The organism is Polaribacter haliotis, from assembly GCF_014784055.1.
Classification (GTDB): Bacteria; Bacteroidota; Bacteroidia; order Flavobacteriales; family Flavobacteriaceae; genus Polaribacter; species Polaribacter haliotis.
Genome location: NZ_CP061813.1, coordinates 3,563,134 through 3,588,016 on the forward strand (window position 1 = coordinate 3,563,134; position 24,883 = coordinate 3,588,016).

Here is a 24,883-nt window from a genome sequence, read left to right on the forward strand (position 1 = left end):
ATTAAGAAAAACTTAATGTTTTAATGTTTTTAATATAATTTTTATGATGAAACTAAAATTTAACTACAAATAGTTAAATTATAATAATTAAACCTTTTTATTTTGAGAAATTGATAATAAACAGAAAAACCTGCAAACTTTTTAAGGTTTGCAGGTGAAATATTCTTTTTTGTAATTTTTAGTGTTCGTTTAAACGGAAATCTGGATAAGCATCCATACCATGTTCATGAGCATCTAAACCTTCTAATTCTTCTTTTTCACTAACACGTATTCCCACTGTTTTCTTCAATGTAAATATAATAATAAATGAAGAAACAATACAGAAGCCAGCATAACAAGCAACTCCAATTAATTGTGTTAAGAAATTGTGTTCTGGGTTTGTAGAGAAAATACCTACAGCTAACGTACCCCAAATACCACAAATTAAGTGAACTGCAATTGCACCAACTGGGTCGTCTAATTTAATAGCGTCAACAAAGCTTACAGCAAAAACAATTAATGCACCAGCTATTGCTCCAATAATAATTGCACTTTCTGGAGTCATAACATCTGCACCAGCAGTAATACCAACTAAACCACCTAAAATACCATTTAAAAACATAGTTAAATCTAAGTTTTTATATTTTATGAAAGATACAATAGCTGCAACAACCCCACCAGCAGCAGCAGCTAAACAGGTAGTAACTAAAGTTAAAGAAGTTAATTCTGGGTCTGCAGATAAAACTGAACCACCATTAAAACCAAACCATCCTAGCCAAAGAATTAAAACTCCTGCAGTTGCTATTGGAATATTGTGTCCTGGTATTGCTTGTGGTTTTCCGTTCTTGAATTTTCCAATACGTGAACCTAATAAATATACTGCAACTAAAGCAGCCCATCCACCAACAGAGTGTACTAACGTTGAACCAGCAAAGTCATAGAATCCCATTTGGTCTAAGAAACCTCCACCCCATTTCCAAGAACCTGCAATTGGGTAAACTAAACCAACATATATTAATGTAAAAATCATAAAAGGTCCAATTTTCATTCTTTCAGCTACTGCACCAGAAACTATTGTTGCAGCTGTAGCAGCAAACATTCCTTGAAACAAGAAGTCTGTCCACCAAGTGTAGCCACCATCTGCATATTCTGGTGTCATTCCGTTTTCTGGAGGAGCAATACCAAAGCCAGCGAAATCAATAATTCCAGCAGATCCTTCTGCAAAACCAGGGTACATTAAATTAAAACCAACTAAATAGTATAGTAATAAACCAGAAGTTATTATAAATATGTTTTTAAATAAGATATTAATAGTATTTTTTTGTCTTGTTAAACCAATTTCTAAAAATGCAAAACCAGTATGCATAAAGAAAACTAGTGCAGTACAGATCATCATCCATACATTATTTGTTGTAAGTAATTCCATATTGTTTTATTTTGATATTTTCTTTAAAGTTTCACCCCCTTTTTCTCCGGTTCTAATTCTGTATGCTTCGTTAATGTCAGATACAAAAATTTTACCATCACCAACTTCTCCAGTAGCTGCAGATTTTAGCAAAGCGTTTATGGTAATTTGTTCAAAATCATCATTAACTACTATAGATAAATGTCTTCTTTGAATATCGCTAGTACTATAGCTAATTCCTCTGTAGACATGACCTTCTTTTTCATTCCCTAAACCTGTAACATCCCAATAAGAGAAGAAGTTTACATCTACGTCATGTAATGCCTCTTTTACGGCTGAAAATTTTGATTTTCTTATAATTGCTTCTATTTTTTTCATTAGTAATAAATTTTAGTTAGTTAATTTTTTAGAAAGAATAAACTGCTGCAAATGTTACTCCAGTCATACTGTCTTGAGCAGGTAATCCAGGAATAATCATATCGTCTGAAGAGTCGTATCTAATTTCAGGAATAAAATTTAAGCTTTCTGTTAGGGTGATGTTTCCAGATAAAGTAAATGCAGTTACACTTGCGTCTCCAGTTGCAGATGTTGTTTGATAATATTCCGGTCTTAGTCCTAAAGAAAATTTTTCGCTGAAAGAGTTCTGTAGATACAAAGCTACACCTTGGTAACCAGCATCTGCATCGCTAGAATTAGAATATGCCGCATTAATTCCTAAGAAAAATGAGTCTGATAAATCAAAACCACCTGTATAATCTAAATATAACACGTCGTTAAATCCGAATCCGTCAGCACCATAAGCAAGATTAAAATACTGTCCTTTATAACCTGTCTGAAAACCTAATTGATAATTTGTGCTCGGGTTTGCACCAGCAGTTATTCCATGAGGATTTGTAACTGCTAGCATAAAAGATAAATCTTCTGAAGCTGCATAATCCATTTTTAAACCAGTATGAGAAAAAGGTCCTGCATTAAATAGGTAAGATACAGAATAGTTAAAGTTTCCAGCTGGAGAAATAACTTCATATCCATAAAACGTATTAAATTGTCCTAGTGTAAAAGTTATTTTTTCTGACGCTTTGTAATATACGTACAATTGATTGATTGCTCCTTCATATGCGTTTGCTGCATTTGCTCTTGGTCCGTAAGCTAAATCAGCTACAACTCCTGCTTTTCCTTTTTCGTAAGAAAAAATAGTGTTTGCCATTCCTAAACCAAATCCGTTTGCTGCTCCACTTCCTCCATATAATACACCTACACTTCCTAAAGAGTTGTCTTTAAGGTTACTTGTGTAGTAAGTATCTACTGTTCCACTAACTGTAAATGTCCCTTTTTCTTCTTGTGCAGTTGCTGTTAAGCTTGTTGCTACTAATAAAGTTAAAATGATTTTTTTCATGATAATCGTTCTTTTAGTTGTTTTTTTAGTTTTATTGAACGGGTCAAATGTAGATATTAAATTTATATAAACAAGGGGGTGTAATTCTTAAAACACGTTAATTTTTGATGATACCCTCAAAAAAAGAGGGGTAAAATTGAAAATAATATATTTTTTGTTTTTTGAAGTACTCGAAAAAGGAGGTTTCAAAATTTAAGACTGGTAATTTTGTGATATCAATAAAAATGCACTTTTTGAAAAAAAAGTTCATTTTGTTGTATTTTTGAAGTATGAGATACCCATTTTCTTACATTATTAAGCTTCAGTTTCTTGGATTTAGATTTTCTGGTTGGCAAAAACAGACAAATGCGAAGACTTTGCATGATATGGTTGATAAAACCATTTCTTTTGTAATTGAAAAAGGGACTTATAAAACAATAGGTGTTGGTAGAACAGATGCGAAAGTATCTGCAAATTCTTATTATTTACAGCTTTTTACAGTTGATGAAATTGAAAAATGTGAATTTTTAAGTTCTTTAAATTCAAACTTTTCTGCTGATTTTAGAGCGCTTTCTATAAATAAAGTTGAAAGAAATTACAATATTATTAATGCTCCTAAAGTAAAGGAGTATCATTATTACTTTGCTTTTGGTGAGAAAAGTCACCCTTTTTCTGCGCCTTTCATGGTTTCTTTAGAAGAAGATTTAGATATTGAAACCATGCAAAAAGCTGCAAAACTCTTTGAGGGAGAGCATTATTTTCATAAATATTGTACAAAACCATCAGAAAACACAATTCTTAAAAGAACGATTGATTCTTGCGAAATTGTAAAAAATGATATTTTAACGGCTAATTTCTTTCCTGAAAAAAGTTATGTTTTAAAAGTAAAGGGAAAAGGATTTTTAAGATATCAGATTCGTTTAATGATGGCTACTTTTTTTGAAGTTGGAAAAGGAAATCTCGATTTAAACTTTATTGAAGCTTCTTTAAAAGAAGATAATGATAGAATGTTTATGCGAAATATTGCACCTTCTTCTGGTTTGCAATTATTTGACATCGAATTAGAAGATTAGCTAATAGATAAGCCTGCGCAAAGGATTGTAGCAATTGTTTGAGCTCTTTTTTGTTTTTCACAAAAAAAGCGAGTGCGAAAAGCCTGACCTGAAAGGTTGCGCCCAAAAGAAAAATCCACCTTTTAAAAAGATGGATTTTTATACTTTATATATAATGAGTAATTTATCCTTTGATAACGCCTCTCGAAATTACGATTTTTTGAATTTCTGAAGTTCCTTCGTAAATCTGTGTAATTTTTGCATCTCGCATTAAACGTTCTACATGATATTCTTTTACGAAACCATTTCCACCATGAATTTGCACAGCTTCTACAGTTTGTTCCATGGCAACTTTAGATGCGTATAATTTTGCCATAGCAGAAGACATATCGTAATTATTACCTTGGTCTTTGTCCCAGGCAGCTTTCATTACTAACATTCTTGCAGCTTCAATTTCTGTGTACATGTCTGCCAATTTAAAAGCAATTGCTTGATGATTACAAATTTCTGTACCAAAAGCTTTACGTTCTTTTGAGTATTTTAAAGCCAACTCATAACCTCCAGCAGCGATTCCTAAAGCTTGTGCAGCAATACCAATTCTACCACCAGAAAGTGTTTTCATTGCGAATTTAAAACCAAATCCATCTTCGCCAATTCTATTTTCTTTAGGCACTTTTACATCATTAAATTGTAAAGTGTGTGTGTCTGAACCACGAATTCCTAATTTGTCTTCTTTTGGGCCAACATGAAAACCTTCTGTTCCTTTTTCAACTATAAAAGCATTTATTCCTCTGTGTCCTTTTGCTCTATCTGTTTGCGCAATTACTAAATAAACATCTGCTCTTCCACCACTTGTAATCCAGTTTTTTGTTCCGTTAATTACATAATGATCGCCTTTGTCTTCTGCAGTTGTTGCTTGCGAAGTTGCGTCTGAACCAGCTTCTGGCTCACTTAAACAAAATGCACCCACAAATTCTCCTGTTGCTAATTTTGTTAAATATTTTTGTTTTTGTTCTTCGGAAGCGTAAGCTTCTAATCCGTAACAAACCAATGAATTGTTTACAGAAACAATTACTGAAGCAGAAGCATCTATTTTAGAAAGTTCTTCCATTATTAATACATAAGAAATGGCATCCATTCCACTTCCTCCGTATTTTGGATCTACCATAATTCCCATAAAACCTAAATCGCCCATTTTTTTGACCAATTCATTTGGAAATTCTTGCTTGTTATCTCTTTCAATAACTCCTGGTAATAATTCTGTTTGTGCAAAATCTCTTGCAGCATCGCGAATCATTATGTGTTCTTCTGTTAAACTAAAATCCATTGTATATATATTGTTATATTCGTAATTTAAGAGTGTAAAGATATCGATTTCGTAACATATTTTCAATAGACTTTTATTATTTTTACAGATATGAATAAAAAAGAAGTTTTTTCAATAGGAGTAATGTCTGGAACGTCATTGGATGGTGTAGATTTGGTCTATGTGAAGTTTGAAAAAGGCAATTACAGCGATTTTGAGATTTTACAGGCGACAACAATTCCATATTCGTTAGAATGGAAGCAATTTTTGCAAAATGCAATACATTCTTCAGAAAAAGAATTAGAAGATTTAGATGTTGTTTATGGAAAATATTTAGGGGGAATTATAAATAATTTCGTTTCTAATTTTAAAATTGAAAATATAGATTTTATTGCTTCTCATGGGCATACAATTTTGCATCAACCAGAAAAAGGAATCACATTACAGGTTGGTTCTGGTAAAGAAATTGCAAAAATTACAAAACAAAAAGTAGTTTGCGATTTTAGAACACAAGATGTGAAATTAGGTGGACAAGGAGCACCATTAGTTCCTATAGGAGATGAGTTATTATTTTCTGAATATGATTATTGCTTAAACCTTGGAGGTTTTGCAAATATCTCTTACAAACAAGATGATAAAAGAATTGCTTTCGATATTTGTCCTGTTAATATTGTGTTGAATAAATACGCACAAAAATTAGGTTTTGACTATGATGATAAAGGAAAAATAGCATCTAATGGAACTTTTTTAATGCAATTAGAAGCAGATTTAAGGATGTTGGAATTTTACAAAGAAAAACCACCAAAGTCTTTAGGGTTGGAATGGGTTCAAAAAGAAATTTTTCCAAGATTAGAATCATCTACAAGAAAACCAGAAGATTTATTAAGAACATTTACAGATCACATTGCTTGGGCTATCGCAAAAGTGATTACAAAAGATGCTAAAGTTTTGGTTACTGGAGGTGGCGCTTTTAATGAATATTTAATATCAAAAATAAAACAAATGAAAAAGGCAGAATTAATTGTGCCTTCAAAACAAATAATAAACTTTAAAGAAGCTTTAATTTTTGCTTTTTTGGGATTGTTAAAGATTGATAATCAGGTTAATTGTTTAAAGTCGGTAACTGGAGCTGAAAAAGATCATTCATCAGGTGTAATTTTTACACCATAGTTTTTAGTTTAAAAAATTTATAAAATCATTTTTTTACATTAAGTTTGTAAGTAGTAGTTTAATAATAATCAAAATAAATTTTTAAAATGAATCAACTTTAACTTCTCTAATATTAAAATTAAGTAGAAAATTGCTGAAAAAAGTATTATTGAAATTAAGTTGAAAACATCAAAATTTAAAAATGAAAGAATTATTAAAAAGATACGAAAATAAACAACCAGAAATCGTTTTTCATTGGAAAGACCAAGAAACAGATGCAGAAGGTTGGACAGTTATAAACTCATTAAGAGGTGGTGCTGCAGGTGGTGGAACAAGAATGAGGAAAGGTTTAGACCAAAACGAAGTAATGTCTTTGGCCAAAACAATGGAAGTGAAATTTACAGTTTCTGGACCAGCAATTGGTGGTGCAAAATCGGGTATTAATTTCGATCCAAATGATCCAAGAAAAAGAGGTGTTTTAGAACGTTGGTATAAAGCTGTTACTCCGCTTTTAAAACATTATTATGGAACTGGAGGAGATTTGAATGTAGATGCAGATAAAGATGTAATTCCAATTACAGAAGATTGTGGTGTTTGGCATCCGCAAGAAGGAATTTTTAACGGACATTTTAAACCAACAGAAGCAGATAAAATTAATAGAATTGGTCAATTACGTTTAGGAGTTATTAAAGTAATTGAAGACAAACAATATTCGCCAGATTTATCTAGAAAATATACAGTTGCAGATATGTTAACTGGTTATGGAGTGGCAGAAGCTGTAAAACATTATTATGATATTTATGGTGGTAGAATAGAAGGAAAACGTGCAATTGTGCAAGGTTTTGGAAATGTAGGTTCTGCAGCAGCTTATTATTTAACGCAGTTAGGCGCAAAAGTTGTTGGAATAATAGATAGACAAGGTGGAGTAATTAATGAGAAAGGTTTCACTAAAAATGAGATGACAGAATTATTTTTATCGAAAGATGGAAACCAGTTGTCAACAAAAAATATGATTCCTTTTGAAGAAATAAATGAGAGGATTTGGAGTTTGCCCGCAGAAATTTTTGTTCCTGCTGCAGCTTCAAGATTGGTTTCTCAAAATCAGGTGCAACAAATGATTGATACTGGATTGGAAGTAATTTCTCCAGGAGCAAATGTGCCTTTTGCAGATAAAGAAATTTTCTTTGGGCCAATTATGGAATATACAGATAGTCATTTAAGTTTGTTACCAGATTTTATATCTAACTGTGGAATTGCCAGAGTTTTTGCATATTTAATGGAAGCAAGAGTAACATTACCAATGCAAGACAAAGCAATTTTTGATGATACATCGAATATCATTAAAAAAGCATTGCAAAAGACATTCGCCAAAAGTGCATCAAAAACAAATATATGCTCAACAGCATTCGAAATAGCATTAAAACAATTAATATAAACTAAATTAAAAGTATGGAATCAATAATTATAATCGTATTCGTAATGGGGTATTTAGCCATTACATTAGAGCACAACATAAAATTAGATAAGTTAATACCGGCCTTAATTATGATGGCTGTTTGTTGGGCTTTGGTTGCACTTGGTGTAGATAATTTTACAACTTGGTTCGATTCTAGTAAACATGCTTTAGTGGATGGTTTTGGCAGTATGGTTCATGATGATAAATTGCATTTAGTTGAAGAAACTTTATTGCATCATCTTGGGAAAACTGCAGAGATATTAGTGTTCTTATTAGGAGCAATGACAATTGTAGAAATTATTGATTATTTCGATGGTTTTTCAACCATTAAAAGCTTTATAAAAACCAAAAAGAAGACGAAAATCTTATGGATTTTTTCAATCTTGGCTTTTATTTTATCAGCTATAATCGATAACTTAACAGCAACAATTGTATTAATTTCTATTCTTCAGAAAATTGTTAAAAATAGAGACGAAAGAATCTGGTTTGCAGGTTTAATTATTATCGCCGCAAACGCAGGTGGAGCTTGGTCGCCAATTGGAGACGTTACTACAACAATGCTTTGGATTGGTAAAAAAGTAACTACTTTAAAATTGATAGAGTATTTATTACTACCTTCTTTATTATGTATGATAGTTCCAGCATTTATTGCTTCTTTCTTACCAGCTTTTAAAGGAGAAATAGATTTTGAAGAAGAGGCAGATAAGCCAAAAAGTCCACATAGTGGAAGAATGTTATATTTAGGTTTAGGAGCTATTGTTTTTGTACCAATATTTAAAACAATTACACATTTACCACCTTATGTTGGTATGATGTTATCTTTAGCAGTTGTAGCAACATTTGCAGAGATTTATAGTAACTCTAAATTCTCAATTTCAAGTGTAGAAGGAGAAGAAGCAGAAGAGCATGCTTTAGGAGCACATCACAGTCCTGTACACGCATCATTATCTAAAATTGAAATGCCAAGTATTTTATTCTTCTTGGGAATTTTAATGGCAGTTGCTGCATTAGAATCATTAGGAATTTTATTCAATTTTGCATCTACTTTACAAGAAACAATACCAATGATGGGTACAGAAATGCATACTGCAGGAACTGCTGGAGTATCAGATTTAGTAGTTATGTTATTAGGAGTTGGTTCTGCTGTAATAGATAATGTGCCTTTAGTTGCAGCGAGTTTAGGAATGTTTTCTGAACCAATTGACAACGAATTATGGCATTTTATTGCATTTTCTGCTGGAACAGGAGGTTCTATGTTAATTATTGGTTCTGCTGCTGGAGTTGTAGCAATGGGAATGGAAAAAATAGATTTCTTCTGGTATTTCAAAAAAATATCTTGGCTGGCTTTAATCGGTTTTGTTGTTGGTTCTGCAACGTTTATGATTACAAGAACACTATTTTAATTATATAAAAATAAATTTAAAAATGTCATTTCATCTTTCCTTTGAAATGACATTTTTTATGCGATATAAATTGATTCGTAAAATGAAACAATTTTAAAAAAGATTAGTCGTTAATATAAAGAACATAAAAAAATATTCATGTTATCATTTTTTCAAGAAAATAAAGAATTGTTAGAAGAAACAGTTTCTGAAGAAAAAACATTATCCATCTACAAATTAATTATGGATGGTGGTTTAGGAGGGCAAATAATAATCGCCATACTTTTTGTTTTATTAGCAGTCGCTATTTATATTTATTTCGAACGATTTTTTGCAATTAAAGCCGCTTCGAAAGTCGATAAAAACTTTATGAATCAAATAAAGGATTATGTTTCTAACGGAAAATTAGAATCTGCAGATGCATTGTGTAAGAGTAAAAATACGCCAACTGCAAGGTTAATTGGAAAAGGAATCTCAAGAATAGGGAAACCATTAAATGATATAAGTACAGCCATTGAAACAGCAGGTAAATTAGAGGTTTATCAACTTGAGAAAAATGTTTCTGTTTTGGCAACAATTGCTGGAGCTGCACCAATGATTGGGTTTTTAGGAACTGTAATTGGAATGATAGTTGCAATTCACGAAATCGCAAATGCAGGTGGACAAATAGATATAAAAATGCTTTCAGACGGATTATATACAGCCATGACAACCACAGTTGCAGGTTTAATTGTGGGTATTATTGCTTACATTACATACAATCATTTAGTGGTTAGAACAGATAAAGTAGTCTATCAAATGGAAGCGAAATCTGTGGAGTTTTTAGACTTGTTAAACGAACCAGTATAAATAAGTTTAAGGTTTAAAGTTTAGAATTCAAAGTTTCCAGCCGAATCCTAAACCTTAAATATTGAATTTTAAATTTTGAATACGAAGCATGAATTTACGCGGAAGAAATAAAGTAGATCCAACATTCAATATGTCGTCCATGACAGATATTGTTTTCTTATTGTTGATATTTTTTATGTTAACATCCACTTTGGTAACAGTAAGTGCCATTGATGTTTTGCTACCAAAAGCAGGAGGGAAAACAGAAAACAGCACATCTGTAGCAGTAACAATTACTAATAAATCGCTGTTTTATATCGATAAAACAAAGGTAAGTTCATCAGAATTAGAAAGTGCGATTTTAAATAAAGTGGGGACAGATAAAAAGAAAACGATTGTAATTAGAGGAGATAAAGATGTGCCTTATAAAAATGTGATGAAAGTAATAGACATCGCAAATAAGAACAAATTAAAAATGATTTTAGCCGTAAAAGGAGGTAAATAATTTTTTGGGCGTTTTAACGGGCTTTCATTACTCGCTTTTTTTGAGAAAAACAAAAAAGAGCTCAAACATGCCATTCAATCCCTAACGCAAGTGCCTATTTAATAAAAAAGGTATAAACCAAATAAGACAATAATTCTTTATTAAAGAGAATGAAAATATTAGAAACAAGACATAAACGTAAATCAGCAGTAATCACAGCAATAATTTTAATGTTGTTGGTATTTGCAATTTTCAATTATGGAATGCAATATTTAGATCCGCCAGAAGAATATGGTTTAGCAATAAATTTTGGAGACTCTAATGTTGGAATGGGAGAACCTATTGTAAATTCAAAAAAAACAGCACCAAAAGTTGTAGAGAAAAAAGAAGAGGTTGTAGAAGAAGTAAAGGAAACTCCGAAAGAAATTATTAAAGAAGAAATTATTACAGAAGACACTACAGAAGATGTTCCTGTGGTTGAAAAAGTAAAAGAAAAGAAGAAAGAACCTGTAAAAGAAGTCGTTAAAAAGGAAGTAAAGCCTAAAGAAAAACCGAAGCCAAAACCGTCGAAAGAAAATCAAGATGCGTTAAATAAATTATTAAACGGAAATTCTTCTGATGGAGAACCAAAAGGTGAAGGAGATGATAATATAGAAGGGGTAAAAGGTAAAGAAGGAGGAGACCCAACTTCTTCTAAATATTATGGAAACACAGGAAGTGGTTCAGGAGGGAATTATAATTTAGCAGGAAGAAAAGCCTTGTCAAAACCAAAAGAACAACCAGATTGCCAAGAAGAAGGTATAGTAGTTGTAAGAATAACAGTAGATAAAAACGGAAAAGTAATTAGTGCAAGAGCTGGAGTTAAAGGTTCTACAAATACAGCTCCTTGTTTATTAAAACCAGCAAAAGAGGCTGCTTTAAAAACAAAATGGAATTCAGACTCTAAAGCACCGTCAAAACAAACAGGAACTATTATTTATAAGTTTTCTTTGTCCAAATAATATTTAATTTCATTATTTTTAGTTTTTATAATACCAAAATATTCTTTTAAGATAAATTAAAAATATGAAAATAGGAATTACTTTTAGTGCATTCGATTTATTACATGCTGGCCATATTACCATGTTAGAAGATGCAAAGCGTCAATGCGATTATTTAATTTGTGGATTACAAACAGACCCTACAATAGATAGGCCAGAAAAGAATAGACCAGTACAATCTGTTGTAGAACGCTATATACAGTTAAAAGGGTGCAGGTTCGTAGACGAAATAGTGCCATATGCAACAGAACAAGATTTAGAAGATGTTTTGCGTTCTTTTAAAATTGATATAAGGGTCATTGGAGAAGAATATGCAAGTAAGCAATTTTCAGGAAGAAAATACTGTGAAGAGAAAGGTATAGATTTGTACTTCAATAAAAGAGAACATCGTTTTTCAAGTACTTCATTACGTAAAGAAGTTCAAGAAAAAGAAAATTTGAAAAAGAAAGACAAATAAGCTCCAGTTTTCTAATAACTATATGACTTACAAAGAAACTTTAGATTGGATGTTTGCGCAACTTCCAATGTATCAAAGAGAAGGGAAAACAGCTTTCAAAAAAGACTTAACCAATATTTTAGCATTTTCCAAAGAATTAAATTTTCCAGAAAAAAAGTTTAAAACCATTCATGTTGGAGGAACCAATGGAAAAGGTTCTACAAGCCATATGTTGGCTTCTATTTTACAAGAGGCAGGCTATAAAGTTGGCTTATATACTTCTCCACACTTAAAAAACTTTACAGAAAGAATACGAATTAACGGAAAAGAAATTACGAAACGAAAAGTTTCTTCATTCATTAATAAAAACAAAGTATTTTTAGAAAAACAAAAATTGTCTTTTTTTGAAATGACAGTTGGTTTAGCTTTTGATTATTTCGCTAAAGAAAAAGTAGATATTGCAATTATTGAAGTTGGTTTAGGAGGAAAATTAGATTCCACAAACATAATCACTCCAGAAGTTTCTGTAATTACAAATATAGGTTTAGATCATACGCAGTTTTTAGGTGAAACATTACCTGAAATAGCATTTGAAAAAGCTGGAATTATTAAAAACAATATTCCAGTTGTAATAGGGGAGGAACAAGAAGAAGTAAAACAAGTTTTTTTGAAAAAAGTAAAAGAAACAAGTTCTGATATTATTTTTGCTTCAGATATTAAAGAATCCTACAAAACGGATTTATTAGGCGACTATCAACAAAAAAACACAAAAACTGCTGTTGTTGCAATTCAACAACTAAAAGATTTTACAATTTCCCAAGAAAACATCAAAAACGGTTTACTAAAAGTTGTAGAGAATACTAATTTAAAAGGAAGATGGCAGATTTTGCAAGAAGAACCAAAGATTATTTGTGATACAGCACATAATAAAGAAGGTTTACAAATTGTTTTAAATCAGCTTGAAAAAGAAAAATATGAAAAACTTCATATTGTTTTAGGAGTAGTATCAGATAAAAAAGTAGAAGAAATATTTCCTTTATTTCCCAAAGATGCAATTTATTATTTTTGTAAGCCAAACATCCCAAGAGGGCTTTCTGAAGAAGTTTTACAAGAAAAAGCAAAAGAATTTAATTTATTTGGAAAAAAATATTCTTCAGTAGAAAAAGCATATTCTTATGCGTTAAACAATGCAAATCAACAAGATATAATTTATGTTGGAGGAAGTACATTTGTAGTTGCAGAAATAATTTAAAATAAAAGTCATTTTTATTTTGGAGATATTAAATTCTGTGTTATATTTGCACCCGCTAAGGGCAATTAGCTCAGTTGGTTCAGAGCACCTCGTTTACACCGAGGGGGTCGGGGGTTCGAATCCCTCATTGCCCACCAAAGTAAAATCCTACATAATTTGTGTAGGATTTTTTGTTTTTAATAGTTTTTTAGAACTAATTTAATTAAGAATGTTATCGATATAATTTACAATTGTTAAATTTCTAAGTATCTTTCCAAACAAACTAAAACTTAATTAAACTTGAATATTTTTGAAATCATAGGTTGGATTGGATCTGCTCTTTTTATTGTTTCATATTTTCTCTTAAGTATAAATAAATTAAAGGCAGATAACATACCTTACCAATTAATGAATATATTAGGTGGTTTATGTCTTGTAGTATCTGCATATAGTACAAAAGATCGCCCAAACTTATTTACAAATGTCGTCTGGATGTTTATTGGACTTTTTGCTGTAATACAGATTTTAAAAAAGAAGGAAAGAAAAAAAAATAATTAAAATACTGGTGTTTTAGTTAGTTTTAGTAGGTCTAACGCAGTTTTTTTATAATGATTTAGTTTCACTAGATAATCTTCGTCGATATCATATAAAGACAAATAATAATATGCACCTTCAACAATGATAAAAATTAGATCTGCTGTTTTTTTTGCATCCTGTATATTTACTTCTCCATTTATTTTAGCTTCTTCAATTACTTTGCTTAGTAATAACCTTAAATTATCATGAAGTTCTCTATAAGCTGTTTTAATTTTTTTATTTCTAAAAATTAATGCAAATGAACTATAAAATACGCTATCATCAATCAGCTCATTCCACTCTCGTGAAAATAAATTATCTACTAAACGTAAAATACGAGATTCTCCTTTTTCTATACAACTAGCGGATAAGTAAATTTGATGGTATCTTTCTAAAATATAATTGATTAGTCCAAATATGAGGTCGTCTTTAGAATTGAAATAATGTAACACTAAGCTGGTGTTAACTCCCATTTCTTTAGCTACTTTTGCTAACGAGGCATTTTCTAACCCTTCTTTTTGAGCTACAACATAAAAAGCTTCTATAATCTCTTTTTGCCTAATATCCTTTAAACTTTTTCTTCCCATATTTTACAAACTTAACATAAACTTTACAATAATAGTGCTTTTTTTTTAAATTGACTGAACGTTCAATCAAAATATTTTATTACATTAGCCGCATATTATTTATTTAAATAACAGAAATGTAACTGTTTAAATTAAAAAGTTAACAAATCAACCTTAATAATTTTTTTTATGAAAAGAGTAACTAAGTTTTACGTCCTCTTGAAATGTAGAAGTAACATTAAAGTAATAAGTTTTTTATTTCTGTTACTATTTGCCCAACAAGGTTGGGCACAGTCAATTAATATTACTGGTAGTATTAAAGATGCCGAAACAAATGACCCATTACCTGGAGCCAGTATTTTAATTAAAGGAACTACAAATGGTGTAGTTGCAGATTTTGACGGTAATTATAAGATTACTGTTCCTTCAAAAGAGTCGATACTTAAATTTTCATTTGTAAGTTTTGAAACCCAAGAAATTGTAGTTGGAGATAAAACTACAATAGATGTAAGGATGCAAGTAGATTCTCAATCTTTGGATGAAATTGTTGTAGTTGGTTATGGTACACAAAAAAAAGTAAATTTATCCGGTTCAGTTGAGGTGGTAGATATGCAAAAATTAGAAGATAGACCAACTGCAAACGTATCACAAGGATTACAAGGTACTGTCGCTAACCTTAATATTACATTTGCAAATGGATCTCCAGGAGGTAGTGCAAGTATAAATATTCGTGGTTTTACTTCTATTAATGGAGGTAGCCCATTGGTTTTAATTGATGGTGTTCCTTCTTCTGAGGACGATTTAACTCGTATGAATCCAGACGATATTGCATCAATCTCTGTTTTAAAGGATGCTTCTTCAGCCGCTATCTATGGTGCAAGAGCTGCATTTGGTGTTTTATTAGTAACGACTAAAGCTGGAGGTAAAAGTAAGATTACCTATTCCAATTCTTTAATTTGGGGTAAACCAACTATTACACCAGATCCTATTACAGATCCTTATATATTTTCTAGATTATTAGATATTTCAACGAATAACACACCATGGGATTATGTAAACTATTCAGATGAAACTTATGCTTGGGCTAGAGATAGATCGAATGATCCAACAGTACCAAATGTAAGATTAGATCCACAGAACCCAGACAGATGGCAATATATGGGAGACACTAATTGGAATGAATATTTTTTCAATAAGTCTTCTTTTTCGCAAAATCATAATGTTTCTATGAGTGGTAAAGTACAAATAAATCCTGAAGAAGATAGTTCAAAATCTATTGGTTATTATTTATCAGCAAATCATACAGTTGAGAACGGATTAAATAGATTAGCCGAAGATTCTTGGGAGCGTAATGCAATTCGTAGTAAAATTAATATAGCACCTTACGAGTGGATGGATTTTGAAAATAATACATTCTTAACCTTCACGAGTAGAAATCTTCCTACATATGGACTTACTAATGTATATAATTTAAGACCAACTGATGTTGCAAAAAATCCTGATGGAAGCTGGGCCAATACTAGTGCTGGACGTGCAGCAGCAAGAATGATTGATGGAGGTAAAACTAGAATTGATGATACTGGAATACAAACAACTAATAAATTAAATTTTTATTTATTTAATAAAGATTTAAAACTATCTGCAGAGTATACTTATAAAAAAGATACAGACAGAAGACATTGGGATGGTACAAAATATAAAATTGGATATGGGCCAAATGATATTAGAGAGCAAGTAAATGAAGATTACGCTTATGAAGCCTTAAGAGAAAATTCTTATAGTGTTTTAAATCTTTTTGCTACTTATACTAAAGAAATAAACAAACATAATTTTACTGGACTTATTGGTTACAATAAAGAGGTAAATAAATTCGAATTTTTTACTGCTAACAGAGACGATTTAATTTCTTCGGATTTGCCAAATATTGCACTAGCAACAGGAGAACAAACTGTAAGTTGGGGATATTCTGATTGGGCTTTGAACGGAATTTTCGGAAGATTAAATTATATTTATAACGATAGATATATCGTAGAACTTAATGGAAGATATGATGGTTCATCAAGATTTCCAAAATCTAATCGATATGGTTTTTTCCCTTCTATTTCTCTAGCATGGATTGCAAGTAAAGATCTAGACCAGTCGATTACAGATGTAATGAATCAATTAAAATTTAGAGTTTCTAAAGGATCTTTAGGAAATCAGAATGTTGGTAATTACGGATATATTAACTCTTTAAGTACTGGGCAATCGAGCTATTTAATAGATGGAGATTATCCAAAAGCAGTATATGCACCTGGGTTAGGTGTAAATCCAGATAATTATACATGGGAAAAAGTTGTTACCACAAACTTTGGAGTTGATATGAGCTTTTTTAATAGCGCATTTAATGCATCATTTGATTATTACACACGTAATACAATAGGCATGCTTACTCCAAGTCAAGAATTGCCAGGTGTTTTGGGTACAAGTGCACCATTTGCAAATGCTGCAGATCTTCAAACAAAAGGATGGGAACTTACATTAGGCTATAAACATGTTACAGAATTAGATGGGAGTTTATTCAATTTTGGGGCATCTTTAATTTTATCCGATAGTAAAGCTAAAATAACTAGATTCGATAATGATGGGCAACTTTTTTCTCAATGGAGAGAGGGACAAGATATAGGTGAAATTTGGGGATTAGAAAATGATGGGCTTTTTGAAACACAAGAAGAAATTGATAATTTAGATCAATCATCAATTATACCATGGGGAGCTTTAACTATCGTGCCAGGTTGGCCAAGATATGTAGATCAAGATGGAGATGGGAAAATTACTAGAGGTCAATCATCTGCAGATCCAAAAGATTTAAAACTAATAGGAAATACACAACCAAGATATCAAATAGGTTTCAACATGAATGCATCTTGGAAAGGTTTTGATTTCAGTAGTTTTTTACAAGGTATTGGAAAAAGGGATTACTATCCAACAAATTATTTATTCTGGGGAGCATATCAGCAGCCATATGCTAATATGTATCCACATTTACTTGATTTCTATAGAGGTACTGGAGATAGTGATGCTTTACGTGCTCAACATTCACAATCATATATTGATGCTGGTTTAGCCGATGCAAATACGAATTCTGAATATCCAGTATTACAAAGTTGGTTAGCAGATTCAAACTATGGTGCAGGGTTAGATATTCCGCAAACTAAATATTTAAAAAGTGCAGCATATTTAAGAGTTAAAAATATTACGATTGGTTACACAATTCCAGAAAATATTTTAAAGAGAATAAAACTTTCTCAATTACGATTTTTTGTTACAGGTGAAAATTTATATGAATGGTCAAATATTAAAAAGTTTGTAGATCCAGAGGCTACTGGAAGTCGTGGCTTTGCTTATCCATTTCACCGAAAATTATCTGTAGGTATGAATATTACTTTTTAAATTTTTACATCTTAAAAAACAAAACAATGAAAAATAAACAATTAATATTACTAATAACTTTAGGACTATTCATTATAAGTTGTAATGATAATTTCCTAGATACAGCTCCTGAGGCTCAAATTTCTAAAGAGAATTTCTTTAATTCGGAATCCGACTTGCAGTTGTACATTAACGGAATACATACCCTTCCTAGTGGTGGAGCTCTTTTTCAAGGAGATCAAGGTACAGATGACATGGCTACAACAGGAGCTGTGGAAATTAAAAACATAATGGTTGGTACACCAAGTGCAGAAACAATAACTTCTGGATGGTTCTGGGGTGGATTAAGAAGTATTAACTTTTTTTTAGAAAACTTTGAAAAAGCCGATGTAGAAGACAATGTTAAAAATCACTTCGAAGGTTTGGCAAAGTATTATAGAGCTAATTTTTATTTCACAAAAGTAAAAAGATATTCAGACGTACCTTGGTACTCTAAAACATTAAACCCAGAAGACGAAGATTTATTTAAACCAAGAGACCCTAGAACAATGGTTGTAGATAGTCTTATGAGTGATATTCGTTTTGCTTCAGAAAATATTAGAGAAAATGTAGATCTTGGAGGTATACATAAATGGGCTGCATTAATGTTAGAAGCGAGAATAGCTTTATATGAAGGAAGCTTTAGAAAATACCACCCAGAATTAGGTTTAGAAGGAACTGCTAATAAATATTTTGAAATTGCAAGAAATGCTGTTCAAGAATTAATGGATTCTGGAGAATTTCAAATTTATAATACAGGTAACCCAAATACAGATTATGAGGCGTTGTTTCAATCAGAAAATTTAGCTGGTAACCCTGAGGCAATTTTAATAAATGTTTACGATGTTGAAAAAAACAGAAACAGTGGATGGGGAAATGCATTTGGTAATTACGAACAAAGTCCTTCAAAAGCATTAATGAATAGCTATTTAATGAATGATGGAAGTAGGTTTAGTGATAAAATAGGCTACAATACACTACCATTTGTAGAGGAGTTTAAAGATAGAGATCCAAGACTTGCACAAACTTTTGTTTTTCCAGGTTGGGTTAGAGCTGGAGGTTCATCTGCATACGTTCAGGAGTTAAATAAAAACTTTACAGGATATCACCAGCATAAAGGTATAAATAACACAGTAGAAAGCGCTGGAGTTGATGTTGCTGTTTTTAGATATGCAGAAGCCCTGTTAATTTTTGCAGAAGCTAAAGCAGAATTAGGAACTCTAACTCAAGCAGATTTAGATTTAACGGTTAATAAAATTAGAGAAAGAGTAGCGTTACCAAATATGAACTTGGTAATGGCAAATGCCAATATAGACCCTATTTTAGAAGGTAACTATCCTAATGTAAGTGGAGCTAATAAGGGAGTTATTTTAGAGATTAGAAGAGAAAGAAGAGTAGAATTTGCAGCAGAAGGATTTAGGTTTGATGATGTGATGAGATGGCATGCTGGAAAAATTTTAGAGGAAATACCACAAGGAATGTACTTTCCAGCTTTGGGCAAATACGACATGACTGGAGATGGAGTTGACGATATTCATATTTTAGCAAGTGGTGATGATATTCCAGTACCAAAAGAAACAAATTCTTTAGGGGCAGATTTAATTTACTACAAAGCAGGAGCATTTGGAGATCCAGCAGCAAGCCTTCTATTAAGCAATGGTACCTCTGGTTATATGGTAACAGGAACAACTCCTCAAAATTTCGAAGAGCCTAAGTATTATTATCGTCCAATACCAGTGCATCAAGTTGCCCTAAACCCGGAGTTAAAACAAATAATGGGTTGGTAATATTTTTTAATAATAATAAATTTAAAAAAAATGAAAACTATTAAACTAATAATAATTTTATTTATAGCTATAATAAGCGTTAGTTGCCAGAATGACGTAGAACAATATGATTTTGAGCGATATAAATTCGTTTCTTTTATAGATACCGAGATTTCTATTCCAGAAACATATACTGCCGATAATGCATCAGACTATCCTATATATTTAAGATATGATGGAAGTGTTCTGGATGAAGATTTTAGTGTAAACTTAAAGGTAACTGGAAATAATGCCAATGAAGGCGAAGATTATTCTGTAAGTAATACCGAAGTAATTTTTAAGGCTGGTGAAATAAAATCGGAACCTTTTAACCTTACACTTATAGATGATTTACTAAATAGTGAAAATGAAAGAAGTCTAGAAATTACCATTGAAAGTGTAAGTTTATCAAATGTTGATATTGGTGTAGGTATAAAAAATCAAAGTAATAAATCAATTATTATAAACATATTAGATAATGAATGTAGTGAGACAATAGATATTTTTAATACATCAAGTGTTGCAAACTCTGCAGGTAATACTACAGTTACTGGTAGTGTTTCTGGGTCAGTTGTGTCGTTAACAGGAAATCTAGTAAATTACGGATCTTTCCCTAATGCTAATTTAGAAATAACGCTTACCCCAACAATTGCTGGTGCAACTACTGGTGCAGCTACTTTTAATGATTTTGATGCAGGTACAGATAATGATGGTTATGTTTATCAACTTAGACAAAATGGAGAGGGAACATATGATATATGTAAGGGAGAAATTTCTGTTAGTATTTATGTTTACTATCAAAGTGGAGGTAGTTGGGTATATTGGAAAACAACTACAAATGTTTTTTCTGTTGGAGAATAAAATTAAAATTGGTTTGAGTTAATTTATTGTTTTGGAAAAGGGAAAAGATGCAAGTCATTCCCTTTTCTTTGTTTTTGTAATTAAAGTATTTAAAATGAATAAGATTTTTTTTGTGTTATTAGTGGTTTTGAGTATTCAAGTAAGTCATACTCAAAAGAATAAAAAAAAAGTTCTCTTTGTAATTGTTGATGGTATTTCTGCAGATGTTATAGAAAAAGTATTTACACCAAATTTAGATATTATTGCTAAAGAAGGCGACTATACACGTGCCTATGTTGGAGGTTTAAAAGATGGTTATTCGCAAACTCCAACAATTTCTGCAGTTGGTTATAATAGTTTATTAACAGGTACTTGGGCTAATAAACACAATGTTTGGGGAAATAGTATTAAGGCTCCTAATTATAATTATTGGACCATTTTTAGATTTGCAAAAGAAAATAGACCTGAATTAAAAACCGCTATTTTTTCTACTTGGTTAGATAATCGAACCAAATTGGTAGGAGAAAATCTTTCAACAACAGGTAACATACAACTAGACTATCATTTTGATGGTTTTGAGAAAGATACATTAACTTTTCCTCATAACGATGATAGATTATTTATCCACAAAATAGATGAACATGTTGTAAATGAAACTACACGATATATTAAAAAAAATGCACCAGATCTTTCCTGGGTCTATTTAGAATATACAGATGATATTGGCCATAAATTTGGAGATGGAGAGAAATTTTACAATGCAGTAAAAACAATGGATAACCAAATAGGTCGTGTTTGGGAAGCAATAAGCTATAGAGAAAAATTCCATAAGGAAAAGTGGGAAATTTATATAACAACAGATCATGGAAGAAACATTGAAACAGGAAGAGGACATGGAGGTCAAAGTGACAGAGAACGTCTTACTTGGATAGTAACAAATGCAAAAGTGAACTCCTATTTTAAAACGAAAAAACCTGCAATTGTCGATATAATGCCAACAATGTTACGAAGTCTTAACTTAAAACCAGAAAAAGAGCAACTCTGGGAAATTGATGGCATTCCACTTAATGGAAAAGTTTCAATAGCCAATGCTACTTCAAAAATTAAAGAAAAAAAACTTCATATTAATTGGGAGGTACTAAATAAAAAGGGTAAAGTAAAGGTCTATATAGCTACTACCAATAACTTCTCCAAAGGAAATAAAGAATATTATACTTTAATTGAAAAGGTTAAACCTAATAAAAAGGAAGTAGTAATTGATATTTCTAAATATCAGTCAAACTTTTATAAAGTTGTTTTAGAGGGGAAATATAATACCATTAACACTTGGGTAACCAATAAATAATTTAATACTTATGGAAGAAATTAAAAATTCGAAAAGAAGACAATTTATTAAAGACATTGGTTTAGTAGCAGGTGCATCAGCATTAGCTCCTATTATATTATCTGCCCAAAGTTGTACTAATAAAAATGAATCAAAAAGAGTTCTAAGAGTTGCACATGTTACAGATATTCATATGTCAGACGATAATGATGCACCCAATCGTTTTAAAAAATGTATAGCAGACGTAAAAAAACATAATGTAGACTTTTTTCTTAATGGTGGAGATACAATTATGGCTGCAGATTATGGTAATATTACTCGTGAAAGAGTACTAGAACAATGGAAACTTTGGGACGAATTAAAGGGCGAATTTAAAGGTTACGAAATGTACAGCTGTCTAGGAAATCATGATATGTGGTGGGCTGCTCCAGATAAAACAGATCCTATGCATGGAAAAGACTATGTAATTAAAAGGATGGAAATGCAAAGCAGGTATTATAGTTTTACCAAAAAAGGTTGGTATTTTATAGTATTAGATAGTAATAATTCTAGTGCAGGTTCTTTAGACCAAGAGCAACGTACCTGGTTAGAAAATGAATTGAATAGAATACCGAAAGATGCTTCAGTATTGGTTATGAGTCACTATCCAATTTTAGCAGTTAGTACCATTCCTTATGGAGGAAGTCATACAGATAGTAAGTATATTACTAAATTGTTTTATAAGCATCCAGAAAAAAAGATACATTGTATTAGTGGGCACATGCATTTGTTAGATACAGCAGTTTATAATAATGTTAATTATTACTGTAATGGTTCTCTAAGTGGATTTTGGTGGGGAGAAGGAGATAAAGATTCTGCAGGTAAATGTTGGTATCACGAAACACCTCCTGGATATTCAATTATCGATTTTTTTGAAGATGGTTCTGTAAGTAATATATATTATCCACATGGATATTAATTTAAGTATTTTTATTTGGCTGTAATGGAAGCTATATTTTACTATTTACAACAAAAAAACCTTTACAAATTGTAAAGGTTTTTTTGTTTTTAAAATCTTCGTTCTATAATAATTAAACGACAATCTTAGAACTATCACATTAAGTTGTAAAAATTTCTGAAGAAACACTTATAATTCGATTATTAAAGAAGTTAATCGAATTTGCATTAATAAACAATTGAAGCTAGTATTTAGTAAACAGATTAAACTTAGCTTAATTTATTATTAAACACCACAAAAGAGAAAATGTATATTGTTTTATAATACATATAATTAAAATATGGTTTTAATTAAATTATCACAAAAATAATTAACTATAGAATAGCTAAATTTGAATTAATATATTTGCAATTATATACTACAACATTAATATATATTATAATAACCAATTAAAAAATCGAAAAATAGAGTAATGAATAATAAATATACTGTTGGAAGTTTATATGCTGGTGTGGGTGGAATATGTATGGGTTTCGAAAAATCTGGATTTATTTTAAAATGGGCAAATGAGTTCGATAAAAATGCATGTGTAACTTATAGAGAGAACTTTAAACACGATTTAATTGAAGGTGATGTAATGGAGATTAATGAGTCTAAATTACCAAAAGTCGATATTTTAACAGCAGGATTTCCATGTCAACCTTTTTCTGTAGCAGGCTATAGAAAGGGTTTTGATGATAATAGAGGAAATCACTTTTTTAAAATTTTAGATTTTGTAGATGAAATGAGACCAAAAGTTTTATTTCTAGAAAATGTTAAAAATTTGGTAGGCCATGATAAAGGAAAAACATTTAAAATCATTGAAAAAGAAATCCGAGAAAGAGGATATACTTTTGATTCTAAGGTATTAAACACGAAAGATTTTGGGAATATTCCTCATAATAGAGAAAGGATTTTTATAATTGCTTTCGATAAAGAATTTGTAGCTGATGAAAATTTTAAATTTAACTTTCCTGATAAGGATAAGCTCACAAAAAAAATAAAAGATATTTTAATTAAAGACGAGGTTGATTCTAAATTTTATTATGGCGAAGATAAATATATGTATTCTATGTTAAAGGAGTCTATGAAAAGAGACGATACAGTTTATCAGTTTAGAAGACAATATGTTAGAGAGAATAAATCGAATGTATGTCCAACTTTAACAGCAAATATGGGAACAGGTGGGCATAATGTTCCCTTAGTAAAAACAGATTATGGATTTAGAAAATTAACACCAAGAGAGTGTTTTAGATTTCAAGGGTTTCCAGATTCCTTTAAATTACCAAAAATAGCTAATTCACATTTATATAAACAATCGGGAAATTCCGTAAGTATGCCAGTGATATATAGGTTGGCAAATCAAATAAAAGTTGTTATTGAAAACATAGAACAAAGAGTTGTAAAGCCTACAATATAAATTTTCAGTAAATATTTATAGCATCAGGTCTGTTCAACTCAATTATAGTAATAAAAGTCTCGAATTTAAAGTTCGTTAATTAGATAATTTAGATTTTTTAAATCGCCAGATTGAATGTAATAATTCTCGGCGTCCATTTTTATTTTACCATTTAGTAAGGAGTTTTTAGGTAAAATATATTCTTTATTAATCACATAAATTAAAGTATCTAAACTACAACACCCTACTATATCAAAAAACCAATTTTGTGTGTAAATTTCTTTTCTCAAAATTTCTTTTTCTGATCCATTTTCAAATAAAGAATTAGTATTTGGTTTAATTCTAACAAAAATAAAATAATCATATTTATTTGAAGAGTTTTTATTTGTGATATTTGGAATATAATTTCCGTTAGAGTTCCAATCTGCTGTTTCTAATAAAAGTAAATTAGAGAAATATGCGGCTGACTTAATGCTAATTTTTTTATTATTAACTATTAAATCACAGTCGTCCCAAATTCCTTTTTCAGAAATAGAAAAGTCTATTTTTTCACATATAAATTTATTTTTTATAAAGAAGTTGTAGACTACTATTTCTGCTAATTTACCTTGTAAAGTATTTCTAAAAATATTAATTGGAGTTCTTACTTCATTTCCACCACTTCTAATAGCTCTATGATAGCCTTTTCCAAATGCCATTTCGAAGGCAAAATTAAAAGCATTTTCTAAATCTTTTTTTTCAATACTTTTTCCACTAAATTTTTTTTTATTGTTAATGAAAAACGAATTTTTTATTTTTTCTAGTTTCATAACATAAATGTAGTA

The 24,883-nt window shown here is 30.7% G+C and carries 22 protein-coding genes and 1 tRNA gene; 17 read left to right on the plus strand and 6 right to left on the minus strand.

Going from position 1 to position 24,883, the window contains the following annotated elements:
* Nucleotides 1–178: 178 nt before the first annotated feature.
* From H9I45_RS15340 to H9I45_RS15350, 3 genes are read right to left on the minus strand one after another with little or no spacing between them, the layout of a single operon-like run.
* Nucleotides 179–1,405, minus strand: coding sequence for an ammonium transporter (locus H9I45_RS15340; RefSeq protein WP_088354251.1), 1,227 nt, complete (start codon nt 1,403–1,405; stop codon nt 179–181).
* 6 nt (nt 1,406–1,411) lie between these two features.
* Nucleotides 1,412–1,762 carry a P-II family nitrogen regulator gene (locus tag H9I45_RS15345; protein ID WP_088354250.1) on the minus strand — a complete coding sequence of 117 codons (351 nt, stop codon included), beginning with the start codon at nt 1,760–1,762 and terminating at the stop codon, nt 1,412–1,414.
* Between the two features lie 28 nt (nt 1,763–1,790).
* Entirely contained in the window at nt 1,791–2,780 is a 990-nt protein-coding gene (locus H9I45_RS15350) for an outer membrane beta-barrel protein (protein ID WP_088354249.1), read from the minus strand.
* 269 nt (nt 2,781–3,049) lie between these two features.
* Here H9I45_RS15350 and H9I45_RS15355 point away from each other — a divergent pair, with 269 nt between their 5' ends.
* Nucleotides 3,050–3,832: a tRNA pseudouridine synthase A gene (locus tag H9I45_RS15355; protein WP_088354248.1), complete on the plus strand. Its 783-nt coding sequence runs from the start codon at nt 3,050–3,052 to the stop codon at nt 3,830–3,832.
* A gap of 163 nt (nt 3,833–3,995) precedes the next feature.
* On the opposite strand, the gene H9I45_RS15360 is transcribed toward H9I45_RS15355, so the two are convergent.
* Nucleotides 3,996–5,138, minus strand: coding sequence for an acyl-CoA dehydrogenase (locus H9I45_RS15360; RefSeq protein ID WP_088354247.1), 1,143 nt, complete (start codon nt 5,136–5,138; stop codon nt 3,996–3,998).
* Between the two features lie 90 nt (nt 5,139–5,228).
* Between H9I45_RS15360 and H9I45_RS15365 the strand changes: the two genes are divergently transcribed.
* The 10 genes from H9I45_RS15365 (at nt 5,229) to H9I45_RS16490 (ending at nt 13,681) form a co-directional block, all read left to right on the plus strand.
* Nucleotides 5,229–6,287: an anhydro-N-acetylmuramic acid kinase gene (locus tag H9I45_RS15365; RefSeq protein WP_088354246.1), complete on the plus strand. Its 1,059-nt coding sequence runs from the start codon at nt 5,229–5,231 to the stop codon at nt 6,285–6,287.
* A 181-nt stretch (nt 6,288–6,468) separates the two neighbouring features.
* A complete protein-coding gene (locus H9I45_RS15370) occupies nt 6,469–7,701 on the plus strand; it encodes a Glu/Leu/Phe/Val dehydrogenase dimerization domain-containing protein (protein WP_088354245.1) in 1,233 nt (410 codons plus the stop codon).
* A 14-nt stretch (nt 7,702–7,715) separates the two neighbouring features.
* Nucleotides 7,716–9,125: a sodium:proton antiporter NhaD gene (nhaD, locus tag H9I45_RS15375; protein WP_088354244.1), complete on the plus strand. Its 1,410-nt coding sequence runs from the start codon at nt 7,716–7,718 to the stop codon at nt 9,123–9,125.
* A gap of 138 nt (nt 9,126–9,263) precedes the next feature.
* Nucleotides 9,264–9,953, plus strand: coding sequence for a MotA/TolQ/ExbB proton channel family protein (locus H9I45_RS15380; protein WP_088354243.1), 690 nt, complete (start codon nt 9,264–9,266; stop codon nt 9,951–9,953).
* 88 nt (nt 9,954–10,041) lie between these two features.
* Complete coding sequence (locus H9I45_RS15385; protein WP_088354242.1) at nt 10,042–10,437, plus strand: ExbD/TolR family protein; 396 nt, start codon at nt 10,042–10,044, stop codon at nt 10,435–10,437.
* 149 nt (nt 10,438–10,586) lie between these two features.
* Nucleotides 10,587–11,417, plus strand: a complete 831-nt coding sequence (locus H9I45_RS15390; RefSeq protein ID WP_088354241.1) for an energy transducer TonB — start codon at nt 10,587–10,589, stop codon at nt 11,415–11,417.
* 64 nt (nt 11,418–11,481) lie between these two features.
* Entirely contained in the window at nt 11,482–11,913 is a 432-nt protein-coding gene (locus tag H9I45_RS15395) for an adenylyltransferase/cytidyltransferase family protein (RefSeq protein WP_088354240.1), read from the plus strand.
* 22 nt (nt 11,914–11,935) lie between these two features.
* Complete coding sequence (locus tag H9I45_RS15400; protein ID WP_088354239.1) at nt 11,936–13,144, plus strand: bifunctional folylpolyglutamate synthase/dihydrofolate synthase; 1,209 nt, start codon at nt 11,936–11,938, stop codon at nt 13,142–13,144.
* A gap of 59 nt (nt 13,145–13,203) precedes the next feature.
* Nucleotides 13,204–13,281: transfer RNA gene (locus H9I45_RS15405), tRNA-Val, on the plus strand.
* 142 nt (nt 13,282–13,423) lie between these two features.
* Entirely contained in the window at nt 13,424–13,681 is a 258-nt protein-coding gene (locus H9I45_RS16490) for a CBU_0592 family membrane protein (RefSeq protein ID WP_088354238.1), read from the plus strand.
* Here the strand turns inward: H9I45_RS16490 and H9I45_RS15410 are convergent.
* A complete protein-coding gene (locus H9I45_RS15410) occupies nt 13,678–14,286 on the minus strand; it encodes a TetR family transcriptional regulator (RefSeq protein ID WP_088354237.1) in 609 nt (202 codons plus the stop codon). The two genes, H9I45_RS16490 and H9I45_RS15410, sit on opposite strands and share 4 nt — an antisense overlap.
* Before the next feature lie 198 nt (nt 14,287–14,484).
* Here H9I45_RS15410 and H9I45_RS15415 point away from each other — a divergent pair, with 198 nt between their 5' ends.
* The 6 genes from H9I45_RS15415 (at nt 14,485) to dcm (ending at nt 24,080) form a co-directional block, all read left to right on the plus strand.
* Nucleotides 14,485–17,697 carry a SusC/RagA family TonB-linked outer membrane protein gene (locus H9I45_RS15415; protein ID WP_228454936.1) on the plus strand — a complete coding sequence of 1,071 codons (3,213 nt, stop codon included), beginning with the start codon at nt 14,485–14,487 and terminating at the stop codon, nt 17,695–17,697.
* 26 nt (nt 17,698–17,723) lie between these two features.
* Nucleotides 17,724–19,502 (plus strand): RagB/SusD family nutrient uptake outer membrane protein, encoded by a 1,779-nt coding sequence (locus tag H9I45_RS15420; RefSeq protein WP_088354235.1) that lies wholly within the window; start codon nt 17,724–17,726, stop codon nt 19,500–19,502.
* Nucleotides 19,503–19,532: 30 nt separating this feature from the next.
* Nucleotides 19,533–20,381 (plus strand): Calx-beta domain-containing protein, encoded by an 849-nt coding sequence (locus H9I45_RS15425; protein ID WP_088354234.1) that lies wholly within the window; start codon nt 19,533–19,535, stop codon nt 20,379–20,381.
* A 94-nt stretch (nt 20,382–20,475) separates the two neighbouring features.
* Nucleotides 20,476–21,705 carry an alkaline phosphatase family protein gene (locus tag H9I45_RS15430; RefSeq protein ID WP_088354310.1) on the plus strand — a complete coding sequence of 410 codons (1,230 nt, stop codon included), beginning with the start codon at nt 20,476–20,478 and terminating at the stop codon, nt 21,703–21,705.
* Nucleotides 21,706–21,715: 10 nt separating this feature from the next.
* Nucleotides 21,716–22,642 carry a metallophosphoesterase family protein gene (locus tag H9I45_RS15435; protein ID WP_088354233.1) on the plus strand — a complete coding sequence of 309 codons (927 nt, stop codon included), beginning with the start codon at nt 21,716–21,718 and terminating at the stop codon, nt 22,640–22,642.
* A 451-nt stretch (nt 22,643–23,093) separates the two neighbouring features.
* Nucleotides 23,094–24,080 carry a DNA (cytosine-5-)-methyltransferase gene (gene dcm, locus H9I45_RS15440; protein WP_088354232.1) on the plus strand — a complete coding sequence of 329 codons (987 nt, stop codon included), beginning with the start codon at nt 23,094–23,096 and terminating at the stop codon, nt 24,078–24,080.
* A gap of 65 nt (nt 24,081–24,145) precedes the next feature.
* Here dcm and H9I45_RS15445 read toward each other — a convergent pair whose 3' ends face one another.
* Nucleotides 24,146–24,868 carry a hypothetical protein gene (locus H9I45_RS15445; RefSeq protein ID WP_088354231.1) on the minus strand — a complete coding sequence of 241 codons (723 nt, stop codon included), beginning with the start codon at nt 24,866–24,868 and terminating at the stop codon, nt 24,146–24,148.
* Nucleotides 24,869–24,883 lie beyond the last annotated feature (15 nt).